This is a genomic window from Burkholderia sp. USMB20 (genome assembly GCF_000949135.2).
Classification (GTDB): Bacteria; Pseudomonadota; Gammaproteobacteria; order Burkholderiales; family Burkholderiaceae; genus Burkholderia.
In genome coordinates this window covers 934986-950511 of record NZ_JTAN02000021.1, presented here as the reverse complement: position 1 = coordinate 950511, position 15526 = coordinate 934986, and the positions used below count along the sequence as shown (strand labels likewise).

Annotated in this window: 5 protein-coding genes; all 5 read left to right on the top strand. The window is 70.9% G+C overall.

Going from position 1 to position 15526, the window contains the following annotated elements; genetic code table 11:
* Positions 1-9 precede the first annotated feature (9 nt).
* The 5 genes from PL79_RS34490 (at position 10) to PL79_RS34470 (ending at position 15520) form a co-directional block, all read left to right on the top strand.
* Positions 10-2232, top strand: coding sequence for a peptidase domain-containing ABC transporter (locus tag PL79_RS34490; RefSeq protein ID WP_044844868.1), 2223 nt, complete (start codon positions 10-12; stop codon positions 2230-2232).
* 3 nt (positions 2233-2235) lie between these two features.
* Positions 2236-3663 carry a TolC family protein gene (locus tag PL79_RS34485; RefSeq protein ID WP_044844867.1) on the top strand — a complete coding sequence of 476 codons (1428 nt, stop codon included), beginning with the start codon at positions 2236-2238 and terminating at the stop codon, positions 3661-3663.
* Positions 3645-5249 (top strand): acyltransferase domain-containing protein, encoded by a 1605-nt coding sequence (locus tag PL79_RS34480; protein WP_082088497.1) that lies wholly within the window; start codon positions 3645-3647, stop codon positions 5247-5249. Before PL79_RS34485 ends, PL79_RS34480 begins: the two co-directional genes overlap by 19 nt.
* A 75-nt stretch (positions 5250-5324) precedes the next feature.
* Positions 5325-11369, top strand: a complete 6045-nt coding sequence (locus PL79_RS34475) for an SDR family oxidoreductase (protein ID WP_044844866.1) — start codon at positions 5325-5327, stop codon at positions 11367-11369.
* A complete protein-coding gene (locus PL79_RS34470; protein WP_044844865.1) occupies positions 11366-15520 on the top strand; it encodes a cytochrome P450 in 4155 nt (1384 codons plus the stop codon). The genes PL79_RS34475 and PL79_RS34470 overlap by 4 nt, the downstream gene beginning before the upstream one ends.
* Positions 15521-15526: the final 6 nt, after the last annotated feature.

Sequence of the window (15526 nt, the reverse complement as noted above, 5' to 3'; positions counted from 1 at the left end):
AGGTCGCGCATGGCACTACTCGATCGACTCTCGTTCGGCCTCGGCCGCCAGCTGCCGATGATCCTGCAGACGGAGGCCGCGGAATGCGGGCTCGCGTGTCTCGCGATGGTGGCCGGCTATCACGGCCATCACGTGGATCTCGCGACGCTGCGCGGGCAATTCCCCGTTTCGCTGAAGGGCGCGGGGCTCGGGCGCGTGATCGAGGTCGCGCAGCGCCTCGCGCTCGGCACGCGCGCGGTGAAGCTCGACCTGGCGCAGCTCGGCCAGCTTCGCCTGCCGTGCCTGCTGCACTGGAATTTCAACCACTTCGTGGTGCTGAAGGAAGTGAGCGGCAAGACCGCGACGATTCATGACCCGTCGCACGGCATCCGCAAGGTGCCGCTCGCGGAAGTGTCGCGCGCCTTCACCGGCGTCGCGCTCGAACTGTGGCCGGCCGCCGGGTTCGCGCCGCGCGCGGCGCGGCCGGCGGTGAAGCTGCGCGAGCTGCTCGGCCCGGTGTCGGGGCTTTCGCGCTCGCTCGCGCAGATCCTCGCGCTCGCGATCGCGCTCGAAGTCTTCATGCTGGTGCAGCCGTTCTTCCTGCAGTGGGTGATCGACGAGGTGATCGTCAGCGCCGATCGCGACCTGCTGACGGTGCTGGCGCTCGGTTTCGGCCTGTTGCTGCTGATGCAGCAGGCGACCGGCACGATTCGCGCGTGGGCGCTGATGTACGTCGGCGTCACGCTGAACATCCAGTGGCGCGCGAACGTGTTCACGCACCTGCTGAGCCTGCCGGTGCGCTACTACGAGCGGCGCCACCTCGGCGACGTCGTGTCGCGCTTCGGTTCGATCGACACGATCCAGCAGACGCTGACCACGTCGTTTCTCGGCGCGGTGATCGACGGGCTGATGACGATCGTGACGCTCGCGATGATGTTCGTGTACAGCCGCGTGCTCGGCCTGGTCGCGCTGGCGACGATGGCGCTGTACGCGCTCGTCCGGTGGCTGTGGTACGGCCCGCTGCGGCGTGCGACCGAGGACCAGATCGTGCACGCGGCCAAGCAGCAGAGCCATCTCCTCGAAACGGTGCGCGGCGTGAAGACGATCAAGCTGTTCAACCGCCAGACGGAGCGCCGCGCGAGCTGGATCACGCTGCTGGTCGAGCAGGTCAATGCGAGCCTGCACGTGCAGAAGCTGCAGATCTTCTACCAGCAGCTCAACGGCCTGCTGTTCGGCATCGAGAACGTGCTGATCATCTGGCTCGGCGCGCGCATGGTGATGGACGGCCAGTTCACCGTCGGCGTGCTGATGGCGTTCAACGCGTACAAGAACCAGTTCGACAGCCGGGTCGGCAGCCTGATCGACAAGTACTTCGAAGTCAGGATGCTGCAGCTCCAGGGCGAGCGGCTGGCCGACATCGTGTTCGCGGCAAGCGAGCCGGACGCGAGCCTGCGCAACGTGCCGGGAGAGGCCGACGCGCTCGACGCGAGCATCGAGATCGACGCGCTGTCGTTCCGCTACGCGGAAGGCGAGCCGCTCGTGCTGGACGGCGTGAGCGCGACGATCGCGGCGGGCGAGTCGGTCGCGATCGTCGGGCCGTCGGGTTGCGGCAAGACGACGCTGATCGGCGTGCTGCTCGGCATCCACGAACCGACGGGCGGCACGGTGCGGATCGGCGGGCTCGACGTCGGCCGGCTCGGCATCGAGCGGCTGCGCGCGCTGGTCGGCACGGTGCTGCAGGACGACGTGCTGTTCGCGGGCTCGATCGCGGACAACATCAGTTTCTTCGATCCGGACGCGGACCCGCGCTGGGTCGCCGAATGCGCGCGCGTCGCGGCCGTGCACGACGACATCGCCGCGATGCCGATGGGCTACAACACGCTGGTCGGCGACATGGGCACGGTGCTGTCCGGCGGGCAGAAGCAGCGCGTGCTGCTCGCGCGTGCGCTGTACAAGCGGCCGGGCATTCTGGTGCTCGACGAAGCGACGAGCCATCTCGACATCCAGCGCGAGATGCAGGTCAACGCGGCCGTCACGCAGCTCGCGATGACGCGGCTGATCGTCGCGCACCGGCCGGAGACGATCGCGTCCGCGCAGCGCGTCATCATGCTGCAGGGCGGCAAGGTCGTGCTCGACCAGTCGACCGCCGCGATGCGCGCGGCGATGGCGGCAAGGACGTCCGCCGCTGCACCCGTCGCGCCGCAGCCGGCGACACACGACGCCGGCGCGGCGGAACCGGTCGCGGGGCGCTGAGCGATGAAGCGTCCCCTCGCTACCGTGCTGGCTGTCGTCGCGCTCGCGGTGTCCGCGCCGCCGGCACGCGCGCAGCTGCTCGACGTGTACGGCACGCGCAATGACGTCGCGGCCACGCCGGCCGGGGCGATGGCGTCGGCCACCGCGTGCGGCGCACAGCCTGTCGACGCGCGGCCGCTCGCTCTGGAGGACGCGATCCTGCTGGCGATCTGCTCGCATCCGCAACTGAGCCGGACATGGTCGGATGCGCGCGCGGCCGCGGCCGAGGTCGGCGTGTCGAAGGCCGCGTACTGGCCGACGCTCAATGCGACGGCGGGTATCGAGCGAGACAACCTGACGACGAACTACAGCGGCGGCTACTCGCAGGACCAGCGCAGCACCAGCCGCTACGGCATGCTCAACCTGAGCTGGGTGCTGTTCGATTTCGGCAAGCGCGGCGCGACGCTCGACCGTGCGCGCGCGCTGCTGCGCGCGGCCAACGCGGCGCACGACGATGCGCTGCAGAGCGTGTTCTACGATGCGGCGCAGGCGTTCTACGCGCTGCGCGACGCGCAGGCGGCGCTCGCCGCCGCGCAGGCGGTCGAGCACGCGGCGCAGGAGAGCCTCGCCGAGGCGAGCGCGCGGCACGACGGCGGCGCCGGCACGCTCGGCGACGCATTGCAGGCGCAGACCACCTACCGCAAGGCGCTGCTCGATCGCGTGAGCGCGGAGGGCGACCTGCAGAGCGCGATCGGCACGCTCGCGACGACGCTGGGCGCCGACGCCGATACGCCGCTGCGCATCGCCGACGCGGAACCGTCGCCCGATCGCGACGACTTCACGCGCGGTGTCGCCGACCTGATCGCCGAAGCGAAGCGCCATCACCCGAAGCTGATCGCCGCGCGCGAAAAGCTCGAAGCGGCGCGCGACGAGGTGCGTGCGGTGCGCGCGCAGTCGTTGCCGACGATTTCGCTGACGGGCAGCGTCGCGCGCAACAACCCGTCCTACCAGCAGCAGGCGTCGTTTCTCCAGTTGCAGAGCAGTCACAGCAACTCGATCGGCATCCAGGTTTCGATTCCGCTGTTCGAAGGGTTCGCGTCGGGCTACCGGGTCGCGCAAGCGAAGGCGCAAGCGGATGCACAGGAAGCCGACGTGCGCAATACCGAACTGAAGGTGTCGCTCGACGTGTGGAAGAGCTACCAGAGCCTGCAGACCGATACGACGAACCTGGACAACTCGCGGCATCTGCTCGATACCGCGCTGCATTCGCTCGACATCGCACGTGGGCGCTACAAGGCCGGCGTCGGCACGTTCACGGAATTGCTGAACGCGCAGTCGGCGCTCGCGGATGCGCGTCGGCAGCGCGTGCTCGCGGTGTCGAAGTGGCGGATCGCGAGACTGAAACTGGCGGAGAGCCTTGGGAGGTTGGGATTATGGAACGACGCGGGCTGAACGGCGCCGGGCCGGACGCGAGCGGCGCGCAAGCGCGCGGCTGCGCGTTCCTGTTCCCGGGACAGGGCGCATTTTATGCGGGCGTGCTGCGGCAGCTGGGTCGCGAACACTCGAGCGTGCGGCTGACGCTCGACCTGCTCGACGCGGTCGCGAGCGAGCGCCTCGGCCACCCGCTGACGGGCGCGCTGTGGCGTGACGATGCCGGGCTCGACGTCTGGCTGCACGAAGCGCCCGATCTGCTGCAGCTCGGGATTTACGGCGCGTCGGTCGGGATGTTCGGCGTGCTGCGCGAGCGCGGCGTGACGCCCGACGTGCTGATCGGACACAGCTTCGGCGAGATCGCGGCGCTGGTGTGCGGCGGCATGTATTCGATCGAGCAGGGCGCGCGGATCGTCTGCGACCGGATAGCGTCGTTGCAGGCGGCGGCGCCGGCCGACGGGATGATGGCCGCGATCGCCGCGGGTGCCGACGCGACGCGCGAGCTGATCGGCGCGAGCGCCGTCACGCACGCGGTGCGCAACGTGTGCGTCGCGGTCGAGAACCATCCGTCGCAGACCGTCGTGTCCGGCCCGCGCGACGCGCTGGAGCGCTTCGTCGCGGCATGCGCGGCACGCGGCGTGACAGCACAGACGCTCAGATCTCCGTATGGATTTCATCACCCCGATCTGGCTGGCGCGCGCGAACAGTTCGCCGCGCGGCTCGCCGCGTATCGGCACGGCCCGCTCGCAATTCCGGTGTATTCGCCGATCCTCGGCCGCCGCTACAGCGGCGCCGACGATCCGGGCGCGCGGCTCGCGTCGCATTTCGTGCTGCCGGTGCGGTTCGCCGATGCGATTCGCGCCGCGTGCGCGGACGGCATCGGGCGCTACGTCGAATGCGGCGCGCTCAACGCGCTGGCGCGCATCGTCGTGCGCATCGCGGGGCCCGGCACGGCCAGGACGTTCGGCGGCCCGTCGAATGCGACCGAGGAATCGAGCGTCGTCACGACCATCACCCGTTATTTCCAGGAGGACAGCATCATGAAGGACGATATTCGCATCGGCAACGCCGGCTCCGGGTTCGACGCGTTCTGGCATGCGCGCGGACCGCACATCGTCGACTGGCTCAAGGGCGAGCTGCGTCACGCGTTCGATGCGGCGAGCACGGCGCCGGCCGGCGCCGCGCCGGTCGCGGCACCGACGCTCGCCGCATTGGCACCTCAGGCCGAGCCGCTCGTCGCGTCCGCGCCGCGCCTGTCGGCGGTGGCCGTGGCCGCGCCGACCCTGACGGCGGTGCCGGCGCCGTCGGCGCCTCACAAGCCGCTCGCGGCGGCGAAGCCCGCCCACGTGCCGCGCGAGCGGCTGTTCACGGAGCTCGTCGATATCTACGCGCAAGCGATGGAGTATCCGGCCGAGGTGTTCTCCGAAACGATCGAGCTCGAAGCCGAACTCGGCATCGATTCGGTCAAGCAGACCGAGATCATCCAGCGCATCACCGCGCGCTACGCGCTGCCGCCGCTGGCGGCCAATTTCCGCAGCGGCGATTTCAAGGCGATGGGGCAGATCGTCGATTTCGTCTACGAGAACCAGGGGAAGGCGGCCGCCTGACGGCCGTGGGCTGAAACGTTGGTCGGCAGGGGGGGGCCTGCCCGTAATGACAAGTTCTCGATAGGCAGGCGATCCATGTCGAATACCAGCATGCGCGGCAAGCTCGTCCTCGTGACGGGCGGCGCGAAAAACGTGGGCAAGGCGATCTGCAGGCGTTTCGCCGAGCAGGGCGCGCACGTGATCCTGAATTTCTTCCACTCGCTCGACGCGTCGAAGCAGACGGCCGACGAACTGCGCGCGCTCGGCGCGACGGTCGACGTGATCCGTGCGTCGGTCGCGCAGCAGGCGCAGGTCGACCGGATGTTCGACGAGATCGAACGGCGCTACGGCCGGCTCGACGTGCTCGTCAACAATGCGGCGTCCGGTGCGTTGCTCGGCGTCGACGAGATCGGCGCCGAGCATTTCGATCGCGCGCTCGATACCAACCTGAAGGGCGCGTTCTGGTGCGCGCGTCGTGCCGCGTCGCTGATGGCGCGCTCGGGCGGCGGCGCGATCGTCAACGTGTCGTCGGTGGGCGCGACGCTCGTGCCGGCGAACTACCTGGTCGTCGGCACCGCGAAGGCAGCGCTCGAATCGCTGACGCGCTATCTCGCGGTCGAGTACGCGGGCCGCGACATTCGCGTGAACGGCGCGTCGTCGACGCTGATCGACGGCGACGTCGCCGCGCAGTTTCCGGACCCGGAGAACACGAAGCGCTCGAGCATCGCCGCGACGCCGCTGAAGCGGCTCGCACGCGCGGAGGACCTCGCCGATCTCGTGGTGTTTCTCGCATCGGATGCGGCGCGCTGGATCACCGGGCAGGTGGTCGTCGCGGACGGCGGGCTGTCGCTGTGCAGCGAAGGGTTGTCGCCACGCGCGGAATGGGCGGGCGCGGCGCGTGCCGAGGGCGCGGGCGAGGCGGCGCCGGCCGCGGTGCCGCCCGTCTCCGTGAACGCGCAGCGGGCCGATGGTCCCGCCGCGCCGCCGGACGACGCGCCGGACAGCGACGACATCGCCGTGGTCGGCATGGGTCTCGCGTTGCCCGGCGCGAGCGACCCCGATGCGTTCTGGCGCGCACTGCTCGACGGCCCCGAACTGTTCGGCAACGTGCCGCCGGATCGCTGGGATTACCGCTCGTTCTATTCGCCCGACACGTCGGCCGAGGACAAGAGCTATCAGTCGCGCTCGGTCTTCATCGAGCAGCTCGAGCCGTGCCCGACGGTGCGCGCCGAACTCGACGCGGGTACCGCGCCGCACGAGCTGACGACGCTGTGGCTGCGTCACGCGCTGTGCCAGTCGCTCGACGGCGTGACGCTGCGTGACGCCGATCGCGTGGCGTTCCTCGTCGGCTACACGGCGGACGGCAGCCAGCATCTCGAGGAGGGGATGGTGCTGGCCGCCGCGCGCGAACGCCTGAACGCGGTGCTGATCGAGGCGGGCGCGGACGCGGCCGAGCGCGAGCGGCGCGTGGCCGCGATCGATGCGGTGCTGAGCGCGCGTTATGCGCGCGGCGCCGGCGATCTCGCGTCGTTCTTCCCGCACCGGGTCGGCCTGAACGCGATGCAGGGCGTGCTGCCGGACGACGCGCAATGCATGATGGTCGACACCGCGTGTTCGTCGTCGCTGTATTCGATCGATCTCGGGATCAAGGCGCTGCTGCTCGGCAAGCAGGACGTGGTCGCGTGCGGCGGCGCCTTCGCGCTCGCGCCGCGCGGCTCGGTCCTGTTCTCGAAGCTGCACGGGCTGTCGCGCAGCGGCGAGGTGCGGCCGCTCGATCGCGACTGCGACGGCGTGCTGTTCGCGGACGGCGCGGGCGTCGTGATCCTGAAGCGCGTCGCGCGGGCGCGCGCGGACGGCGACCGCATCCTCGGCGTGCTGAAATCGTTCGGCTCGTCGTCCGACGGCAAGGGCAAGGCGATCTACGCGCCGAATTCGGCCGGCCAGCGCATCGCGATCGACCGCGCGTACGCGCGCACCGCGACGGTGCCGGCCGACGTCGACTGGGTGGTTGCGCATGCAACCGGTACGCCGGCCGGCGATCTCGCGGAATTCCAGAGCCTGCGCGACGCGATCCGGCGCGACCGCCCGGTGCAGGTGACGTCGAACAAGTCGCTGGTCGGGCATACGGGGTGGGCGGCCGGCGTCGTGTCGGTGATCCAGGTGCTGCTCGGGTTGCGGCATCAGGTGATCCCGCCGCAGCACCGCTTCAGCGAGCCGCCGCCTGAGTTCGACATCGCCGGCACGAACCTGCGGATTCCGGTGGCGCCGGTATCGTGGCCGGTCCGGCGTGAATCGGCACGCGTCGCGGCGGTGTCCGGGTTCGGCTTCGGCGGCACGAACGGTCACCTGATCGTGTCGGAATACCGCGCGGATCTGCCTGCCGGCGAGGCGAGCGGGCGGTTCGCGCGCGAACCGCTCGCGATCGTCGGCTGGTCCGCGAAGTTTCCGGGCCTCGACGGCGACGCCCAGGTCGCCGCGTGGCTGCGCGGCGAAGGCCGTGCGCCCGACGCGAGCTTCGGAACCGGCTACCCGCTGCCGAGCTTCGCGCGCGTGAAGATGCCTCCGGCGGTGCTGCGCGCGCTCGATCGCTGCCAGCTGATGGCGCTCGACGCCGCGCACGACCTGCGCGAACGCCTCGGCACATTCTGGCACGCGCATGCGGACACGATCGGACTCGTGATGGGGCACATGGGACCCACGCGCAATGCGGCGCTCTATGCGAGCCGCTGCTATCTCGACGACATCGCGGCCGCGGTGCTCGACGCGACGCGGCCGGACCAACGCGCGGCGACCGAACGCGTGCTGGACGGCTTGCGCGAGGCGACGAAGCAACTCGTCGCGCCGACGACCGAGAATTCGTTTCCGGGAATGATGCCGAACGTGATCCCGGCGCGCGTCGCGAACTATCACGACCTGCACGGAATGAACATGACGGTCGATGCGGGCCACGCGTCGACGCTCGCGGCATTCGAGGCGGCCGAGCGTTTCCTGTGCAGCGGCGAACTCGACATGGCGATCGTCGGCGGCATCAACGGCAACTCGGCGGAAGAGGTGCGGCCCGCGTTCGGGCTGCCGCTCGCGGAGGGCATCGTGCTGTTCGCCGTCACGACGGTGCGGCGTGCGCAGGCCGAAGGGCTGCCGGTGCTCGCGGTAGTGGGCGGCGGCGACGCGCGGGCTGCTGTCGAACCGGCTGCGCCGTGCGATGCGACGGGCCGCGCGGTCACGTATGCGGGGGCCGACTCGGCGATCGACGTGCTGCGCGCAATCGTCGCGCGCGATGCCGGCACGACGCTCACGCGCGACGGCGGCGGCGACCGCGCGCGCTACGCGCTGCACGTTGCATGCGAGCCGGCCGGCCCGCACGGGACCACGCCGCACGAGCCGCATCGCTACGCGCTGCGTGTGCCGCCCGCCGATGCGACGGCGCATGCCGCCGCGACCGCGGAACCGGCCGCATCGACAACCTCGGCGACCGCACCCGTTGAACGCGGCACCCTGATACCCGGCCCGCTGCGCCGGACCGGCGTCGCGGCCGACGGCGAGCCGCTCGGCGTCGCGCGTTACCGGATCGAATGGCGCGACGCGCCGTGGCGGCCCGCGGGCCGGTCGACGCCGTTCATCGCGCCGCGCTGCGTGATCGTGACCGACATGCCGGACGCGCTGGCCGCACAGGCCGCACACGCCGATGCGGGCCCCGGCTGCGTGGTGCTGTCGACGCGGCCGTTCGCCACGCACCGGCCGGGCTGGCACTGGATCGAGCGGATCGATGCGGCGGCGCTCGATTTCCTGCCCGACGACATCGGCCACGTGCGCGTGCTCACGTCGCTCGACGCCGGCACGCTCGCACCGGGCGCAGCAGCGCCGGCCGCGTCCGCGCGGCTCGCGCTGCACGACCTGGCGTTTCTCGCGATCAAGCGCTGCCATGCGGCACTCGAGCGCGACGGCAGCTTGATCGTATTGCTGCTCGACGCGCTCGCGGGCGACGTGCCGCATCCGGATGCCGGCCTGTTCACGGGCCTCGTGAAGGCGCTGGCGATCGAGATGCCGGAAGCGCGCCCGGTTGCCGTGCTGACCGATGCGCGCGCGCTGCCGGACGCGCTGCGCGACGCGGAGCGGGAAAGCGGCGCCCGTCACTGGCTGCCGGTCGTCGCGCTGGGCGCCGGACGGCGCCGCACGCCGCGCGTGATCGCGGACGCGGGCGAACTGCGCGCGGACGAGCGGCTGTCGCTCGGCCAGGATTCGGTCGTGGTCGCGGTCGGTGGTGCGCGCGGGATCACCGGCGAGCTGATGAAGACGCTCGCCGCGCAGGTGCGCCCGACGCTGTACCTGATCGGCAGCAGCGCGCTGGACGCGATCGACGCGGAACTGCTCGCTATGGATGACGAAACGTTCGCGAAGAGCCGTCCGGACTACATCCGCCAGCAGAAGGCGCTGCATCCGCAACGGTCGTTGCCCGAGATCATCCGCGCCTTCGAGCGACGTGCCGACGCGCGCACGGCCTGCATGAACATCGAGGCGATGCGCGCGTTCTGCGGCGCGCACCGCGTGACCTACCTGCGCGCCGACGTGCTCGACCCCGACAGCGTGAAGGCGGCCATCGACACGATTCTCGCGCGCGAGCCGCGCGTCGACCTGCTGGTCAACGCGGCCGGACTGAACCGTTCGGCCTCGGTGCGCGTGAAGTCGCTGGACGATTTCGTCGCGGTGCGCGACATCAAGGTACGCGGCTACTGGAACCTGCGCCGCGCGTTCGGCGCGCGGCAGCCGCGCCTGTGGTGCAACTTCGGCTCGTTCATCGGGCTGACCGGGCAGGCGGGCGAAACCGACTACGCGTCGGGCAACGACTTCCTGAACACGCAGGCGTCGTATCACCGCGCGGCGCTCGGTCACGACGAATTCACGATCGGCTGGACGCTGTGGCGCTCGGTCGGGCTCGGCGCGAACCCAGTCACGCGTGCGTTTCTCGAGAAGAGCGGACTGTTCACGAGCATGCGCACCGCGGAGGGGCAGCATCACTTCATGCGCGAACTCGGCCTCGGCGAGCGCGCGGCGATGTCCGTGCATCTCGGCGACGCCGAGCGGCGCGCGATCGAAACGCACCTGCCCGGTTACTTCGACCTCGACGAAGGCGCGCCGGCCGCCGTCGCCGCGTCGCGCGATCCCGATTTCTATCTCGGCGCGGAACGCGCGCGAACCGACGACAGCGTGACGTTCGAGCGCGTGTTCGACCTCGAACGCGACGCGTACCTGCAGCATCACGTCGTCAACGGCTTTCCGACGCTGCCGGGAACCTTCGTGCCCGAAGTGGCCGCCGAGGCCGCGCTGCGGCTCGTGCCGGGGCTCAAGGTCGTCGGCTTCGCGGACGCGGCATTCCTGCACTTCCTGCGTGTGTACGACGCGAAGCGGCCGAGCGTGAAGCGCATCCGCGCGTGGATCGCGTCGCGCGACGGCGACGCGGTGCACGTGCGCGTGCGGATTTCCGGCGACGTGCTGGCGCCGGACGGGCAGGTGCTCGTGCGCGACAAGCCGCACTTCGAGATCACCGTGCGCCTGGCCGACGCCTACGCGCCGGCGCCGGTTTGGCACGAACCGGCCATGGCGACGTTCACGCCCGTCGCCGATCCGTATCACTTCGATGCGGCGCCGGTGCGGCTGACCGGCATGTTCGTGTCGACGACCGACACCGGCATGAGCGACGCGGGCAAGCAGGCGCGCTTCCGGCTGAACGTGCCGGACGGCGACCCGGTGTTCTCGCGCTTCGTGGTGCCGAGCATCCTGCTCGACGGGCTCGCGCGCGTGGCCGCGCTCGATCACGTCGCCGGCGACTACATTCCGCTCGCGGCGCCGATGTCGATCGGCCGCATCGATATCTACGAAGCCGGCAACGACTGCGAGCTGGCGAGCCGCCACGCGTCGATCGCGCTGCGCGTGAGCCCGCGCGCGTTCGCGCTGGAAGGGCCGGCGAGCAGCGGCAACCGGTTCGTCGCGGTGCGCCCGGACGGCAGGATCCTGATGCAGATGCGCGACGTGACGGGCATCGTGATCGGCTACGTGCATCGCGTGACCGGCGCGTTCGCCGCGCGCGGCGAGATCGACGCGCAACTGGCCGGGCGCGCGTCTTCCGAACAGGTGTCCGCATGAGCATGAAGCGACTCGCGCCCGGCCCGCGCGGCAGCGTCGTGATGGGCAACCTCGCGGCGTACAAGCGCAATCCCGTCACGATGCTGCTGAAGCTGCAGCAGCAGTACGGCGACATCGCGCGCAACCGTCTCGGCCCGTTCCTCACGCACGCGCTCGCGCATCCCGACGGCGTGCAGCACGTGCTGCAGGACAACCATCGCAACTACGTTCGTGGCCGCTTCTACGACAACTTCAAGATGTTCTTCGGCGACGGCCTGCTGACGACCGACGGCGAGTTCTGGCGGCGTCACCGCCGCGTGGTGCAGCCGCTGTTTCACCGCAGGCAGGTCGAGTCGCACACGGCCGCGGTCGGCGCTGCGGCGCTTGCGCTCGTCGAGGCGTGGCTGAAGCGGCCGGCGCATGCGCCGTTCGACGCCGTCGAGGAAATGATGCGCGTGAGCCTGCGCATGCTCGGGCTGATGCTGTTCAACGCGGACATCTCGCGGCATGCGGACGACGTCGGGCCGGCCGTGCGCTTCGGCATCGCGGCGATGATGCCGCAGGGCAACCTGAACGATTTCGTGCCGCGCTGGATGCCGACGCCGTTCAATCGCCGGATCGCGCACGCGCGCCGCGGGATCGACACGATCGTGGACGCGATCGTCACCGAGCATCGCGCGGGGCGCTCCGACACGAGCGACGTGATCTCGCTGCTGCTCGCCGCGCGCGACCCGGACACAGGCGCGCCGCTGACCGAGCGCGAGGTGCACGACGAGGTGATGACGGTGTTTCTCGCCGGCCACGAAACCACCGGCAGCGGGATGGCGTGGGGGCTCTATGCGCTCGCGCAGCATCCGCAGGTGTTGCGCCGCTTGCGCGAGGAGCTCGATGCGGTGCTCGGCGGCCGCGCGCCCGATGCGGCCGATCTCGAACGCCTGCCGTACCTCGCGCAGACCGTTGACGAGATCCTGCGCCTGTACCCGCCGATCTGGGGCTTCACGCGCGATCTGGTCGACGACGACGAGATCGGCGGCTATCACGTGCCGGCTGGCTCGTCGGTGTTCATGTCGCCGTACGTCACGCATCGTCATCCGGCGCTGTGGGCGAACCCCGACGCGTTCGATCCGGAGAACTTCGGATCGCATGCGCCGGAGCGCCACAGGTACGCGTACTTTCCGTTCGGCGGCGGGATGCGCAAATGCATCGGCTACCAGACTGCGTTGCTGCAGATGCGCGTGCTGATCGCGGTGGTGGCGCAGCACGTCGACCTGAGCGCGGTGCCCGGTCATTCGCTCGACACCGGCGCGACGATCTCGCTGCGTCCGCGCGACGGGATCCGGTTGATCGCGAAGCCGCGCTTGCGCGAGCGGGTGTCCGCGGGGCAGGCCGGGGGGGATGCAAGCGCGCCGGCTGTCAGGACATCGGTGTGTCCGCTTACGGGCACGCAAGCGCTGGGGGCTACGTCGTTGCCGTCGCCGTCGCCATCACCATCGCAGTCGCCAACGCCAACGCCAACGCCAACGCCAACGCCGACACCGACACCGACACCGACACCGACACCGGCACCCGGCGCCGAGCAACCGGCGAGCGTGGCATCACCCACGCCCGTTCATTCCGCCGGCCCTACGCTGGCGCCGGACGTGCTGGCCTTTCTGCAGCGCGACGCGATCGCGGACGACGCGCCGCAGCGCACCGACGCCACGCCGACGCACCGCTTCACCTGGCGGCCGGTCGAGATCGAGCCGTTGCCCGACCTGCCGGCGGCCGAGCTGAGCGGCAAGCGGATCGCGATCGTCAACGGCCGCGGTCGCACGGTCGAGCGCGTGGTGGCGACGCTCACGCGCGCCTGTGCGAAACCGGGCGTGTTCGCGCCGGCCGACGGCGTCGATCCGGCAACCGCCGCGAGCGCGTTCGTCGCGCAGTCGGGGCCGTTCGACGGGATCGTCGATCTCGGCATCGAAGCGCGGTTCTCGCTCGACGCGCGCGATCAATGGGAAGCGCCGCTGCGCCGCACGGTCGCGCTGCTGCAGGCGTGCTACGGCGACTGGTGGCAGGAAGAATCGACGTCGCGGCTGTTCTATCTGGCGCTCACCTGGCAGGACGGCCTGATGGGCCATGGCGACGGCCCGCTCGTGCAGCCGCTCGGCGGACTGTGGGCCGGCCTCGCGAAGACGCTGCCGCAGGAACTGCCGAACTGCAACGTGCGCGTGCTCGACATCGCGCCCGACGAAACGGGGCGCGTCGACCAGCTGATCGCGCGCGAACTGTACCGCTGGGGACGCTTCGAGATCGGCCACCGCGGCGGACGCCGCCATACGCTCGTCGCGACCCGCGACGACCTGCCGGCCGACGCGGCGCCCGACTGTGCGCCCGACGACGTCGTGCTGTTCTCGGGCGGCGCGCGCGGCATCGGTTTCCTGGCCGCGTGCGCGCTCGCAAAACGCCATCGCTGCACGGTGATCGTCACCGGGCGCGATGCGTTGCCCGCCGGCGACGAGCCGTGGCTCGCGCTCGACGACGCGGGCTTCAAGCGCTACGGGCTCGAGCAACTGCGCCAGGCGACGCCCGAGCGATCTCCGAAGGCGATCCGGGATGCGCTGCGGCAGCTCGAACGCCGCCGCGACCTGAAGGCGTCGCTCGACGCGGCGGCCGCGCTCGGCCTGCCGGTGCACTACCGCGTATGCGACGTGACCGACGCGGAGGCCGTGCGCACGCTGTGCGACGCATTCGGCGACCGGCTGCGCGCCGTGATCCACAACGCGGGCATCGATCAGCCGGTGCGCTTGCCGCGCAAGAGCGCCGACGAGTTCATCGGTACCGCGCGCGTGAAGGTGCTCGGCTTTCTCAATCTCTACGCGGCGGTGCGCAACCGGCCGCGCGTCGACTGTTTCGTCAACGTCGGCTCGCTGACCGGCCGCTGGGGCGGAATGACAGGCGAGACCGACTATGCGGCCGCGAACGAGGCGCTGGCGCGGCTCGGCTGGTGGGCGCGGCGCGACGCCGGCGAGCGCGTCGTGAAGACGATCGCGTGGCCGACGTGGGACGGTGTCGGGATGATCACGAACCTCGCCGTCACGCGGCGCTACGTAACGCCGATGCGAATCGACGAAGGCGTGCGCCACTGGCTCGCGGAACTCGCGGCGCCGGCGAATCCGGCGAATCCGGCGAATCCAGCGAATCCAGCGAATCCAGCGAATCCAGCGTCATCCGGCAGCGGCGAGCCGATGTACATGGGCGCGGTCGGCCGCGCACTGACGCCGATCCAGCTGCGCGGGTTCGACGCGGTGGAAGGCTTGCCGAACCTCGGCGAACTCGCGACGCGCCGGCATCACGCGGGCGCGCCGCGACGCTTCCGGCCGTTCGCTTGCTTCTCGACGCGCTATCGCACGGCCGGCGCACCGTACACGCATGCCTTTCGCGTCGACGGCCGCGCGGCCGTGCCGGCGTCGCTGTTGCTCGAGCACGCGCGCGTCGTGGCCGACTGGGTCGCGCCGCCCGGCGGCGAGCGGGCCTGCCTGCAGGAAGCCGTCGACATCACGATCGCGCTCGACGCGCTCGCCGACGCGCTCGACGGCCACGGCGATCTCGCGCTCGACACCGACGTGAGCGGCCGCACGGTGGACGACGGCTGGCACGTGACGGTGCGCTGCGCGTCGCTTGCCGGCCGCGTGCTGCTCGATGCGACGTTCGTGTACCGCAGTCATCCACCCGGCGGCACGACCGTCGCGCTGCCGCGCGAGACGGAGGACGGCCCGGCCCGGCGGTCCGCACGCGCGAGCTGGCGCGACGACCTGTTGCCCGAGGCCCGATGGAGCGGCGGCATCGCGCAGGCGAAGGCCGCCGACCCCGCCGCGCTATGGGGTGTACAGGGTGTGCAGGGTGATGCAGGGCGCGTGCCGTGTCCGCAGCTGTGGCTGCCGGTCAATCACCTGGAAAACGTGCTGCGCGTGCTGCTCGGCGCGTGGCCCGCCGACGGCGAGCCGCCGCGCGCATGGCGCATCGGCCGCATCGTGTTCGGCGCCGCGCAGGCGGGCGACGCCGACATGCTGCTGCGCTATCCGGACGATCGCTTCGCGATCGCGGATCGCGCGGGCGCATCGATCGCCGACCTGTACGACGCGCGGCTCGCCGGCGCGACCGACACGCAAGCCGTGACGGCGTCGGCTACTTGAACGGGA

Bases quoted from the DNA above. Each gene is read 5' to 3' on its own strand.
- PL79_RS34490 (WP_044844868.1), top strand. From the start codon at position 10: ATGGCACTACTCGATCGACTCTCGTTCGGCCTCGGCCGCCAGCTGCCG.
- PL79_RS34480 (WP_082088497.1), top strand. From the start codon at position 3,645: ATGGAACGACGCGGGCTGAACGGCGCCGGGCCGGACGCGAGCGGCGCG.
- PL79_RS34475 (WP_044844866.1), top strand. From the start codon at position 5,325: ATGTCGAATACCAGCATGCGCGGCAAGCTCGTCCTCGTGACGGGCGGC.
- PL79_RS34485 (WP_044844867.1), top strand. From the start codon at position 2,236: ATGAAGCGTCCCCTCGCTACCGTGCTGGCTGTCGTCGCGCTCGCGGTG.
- PL79_RS34470 (WP_044844865.1), top strand. From the start codon at position 11,366: ATGAGCATGAAGCGACTCGCGCCCGGCCCGCGCGGCAGCGTCGTGATG.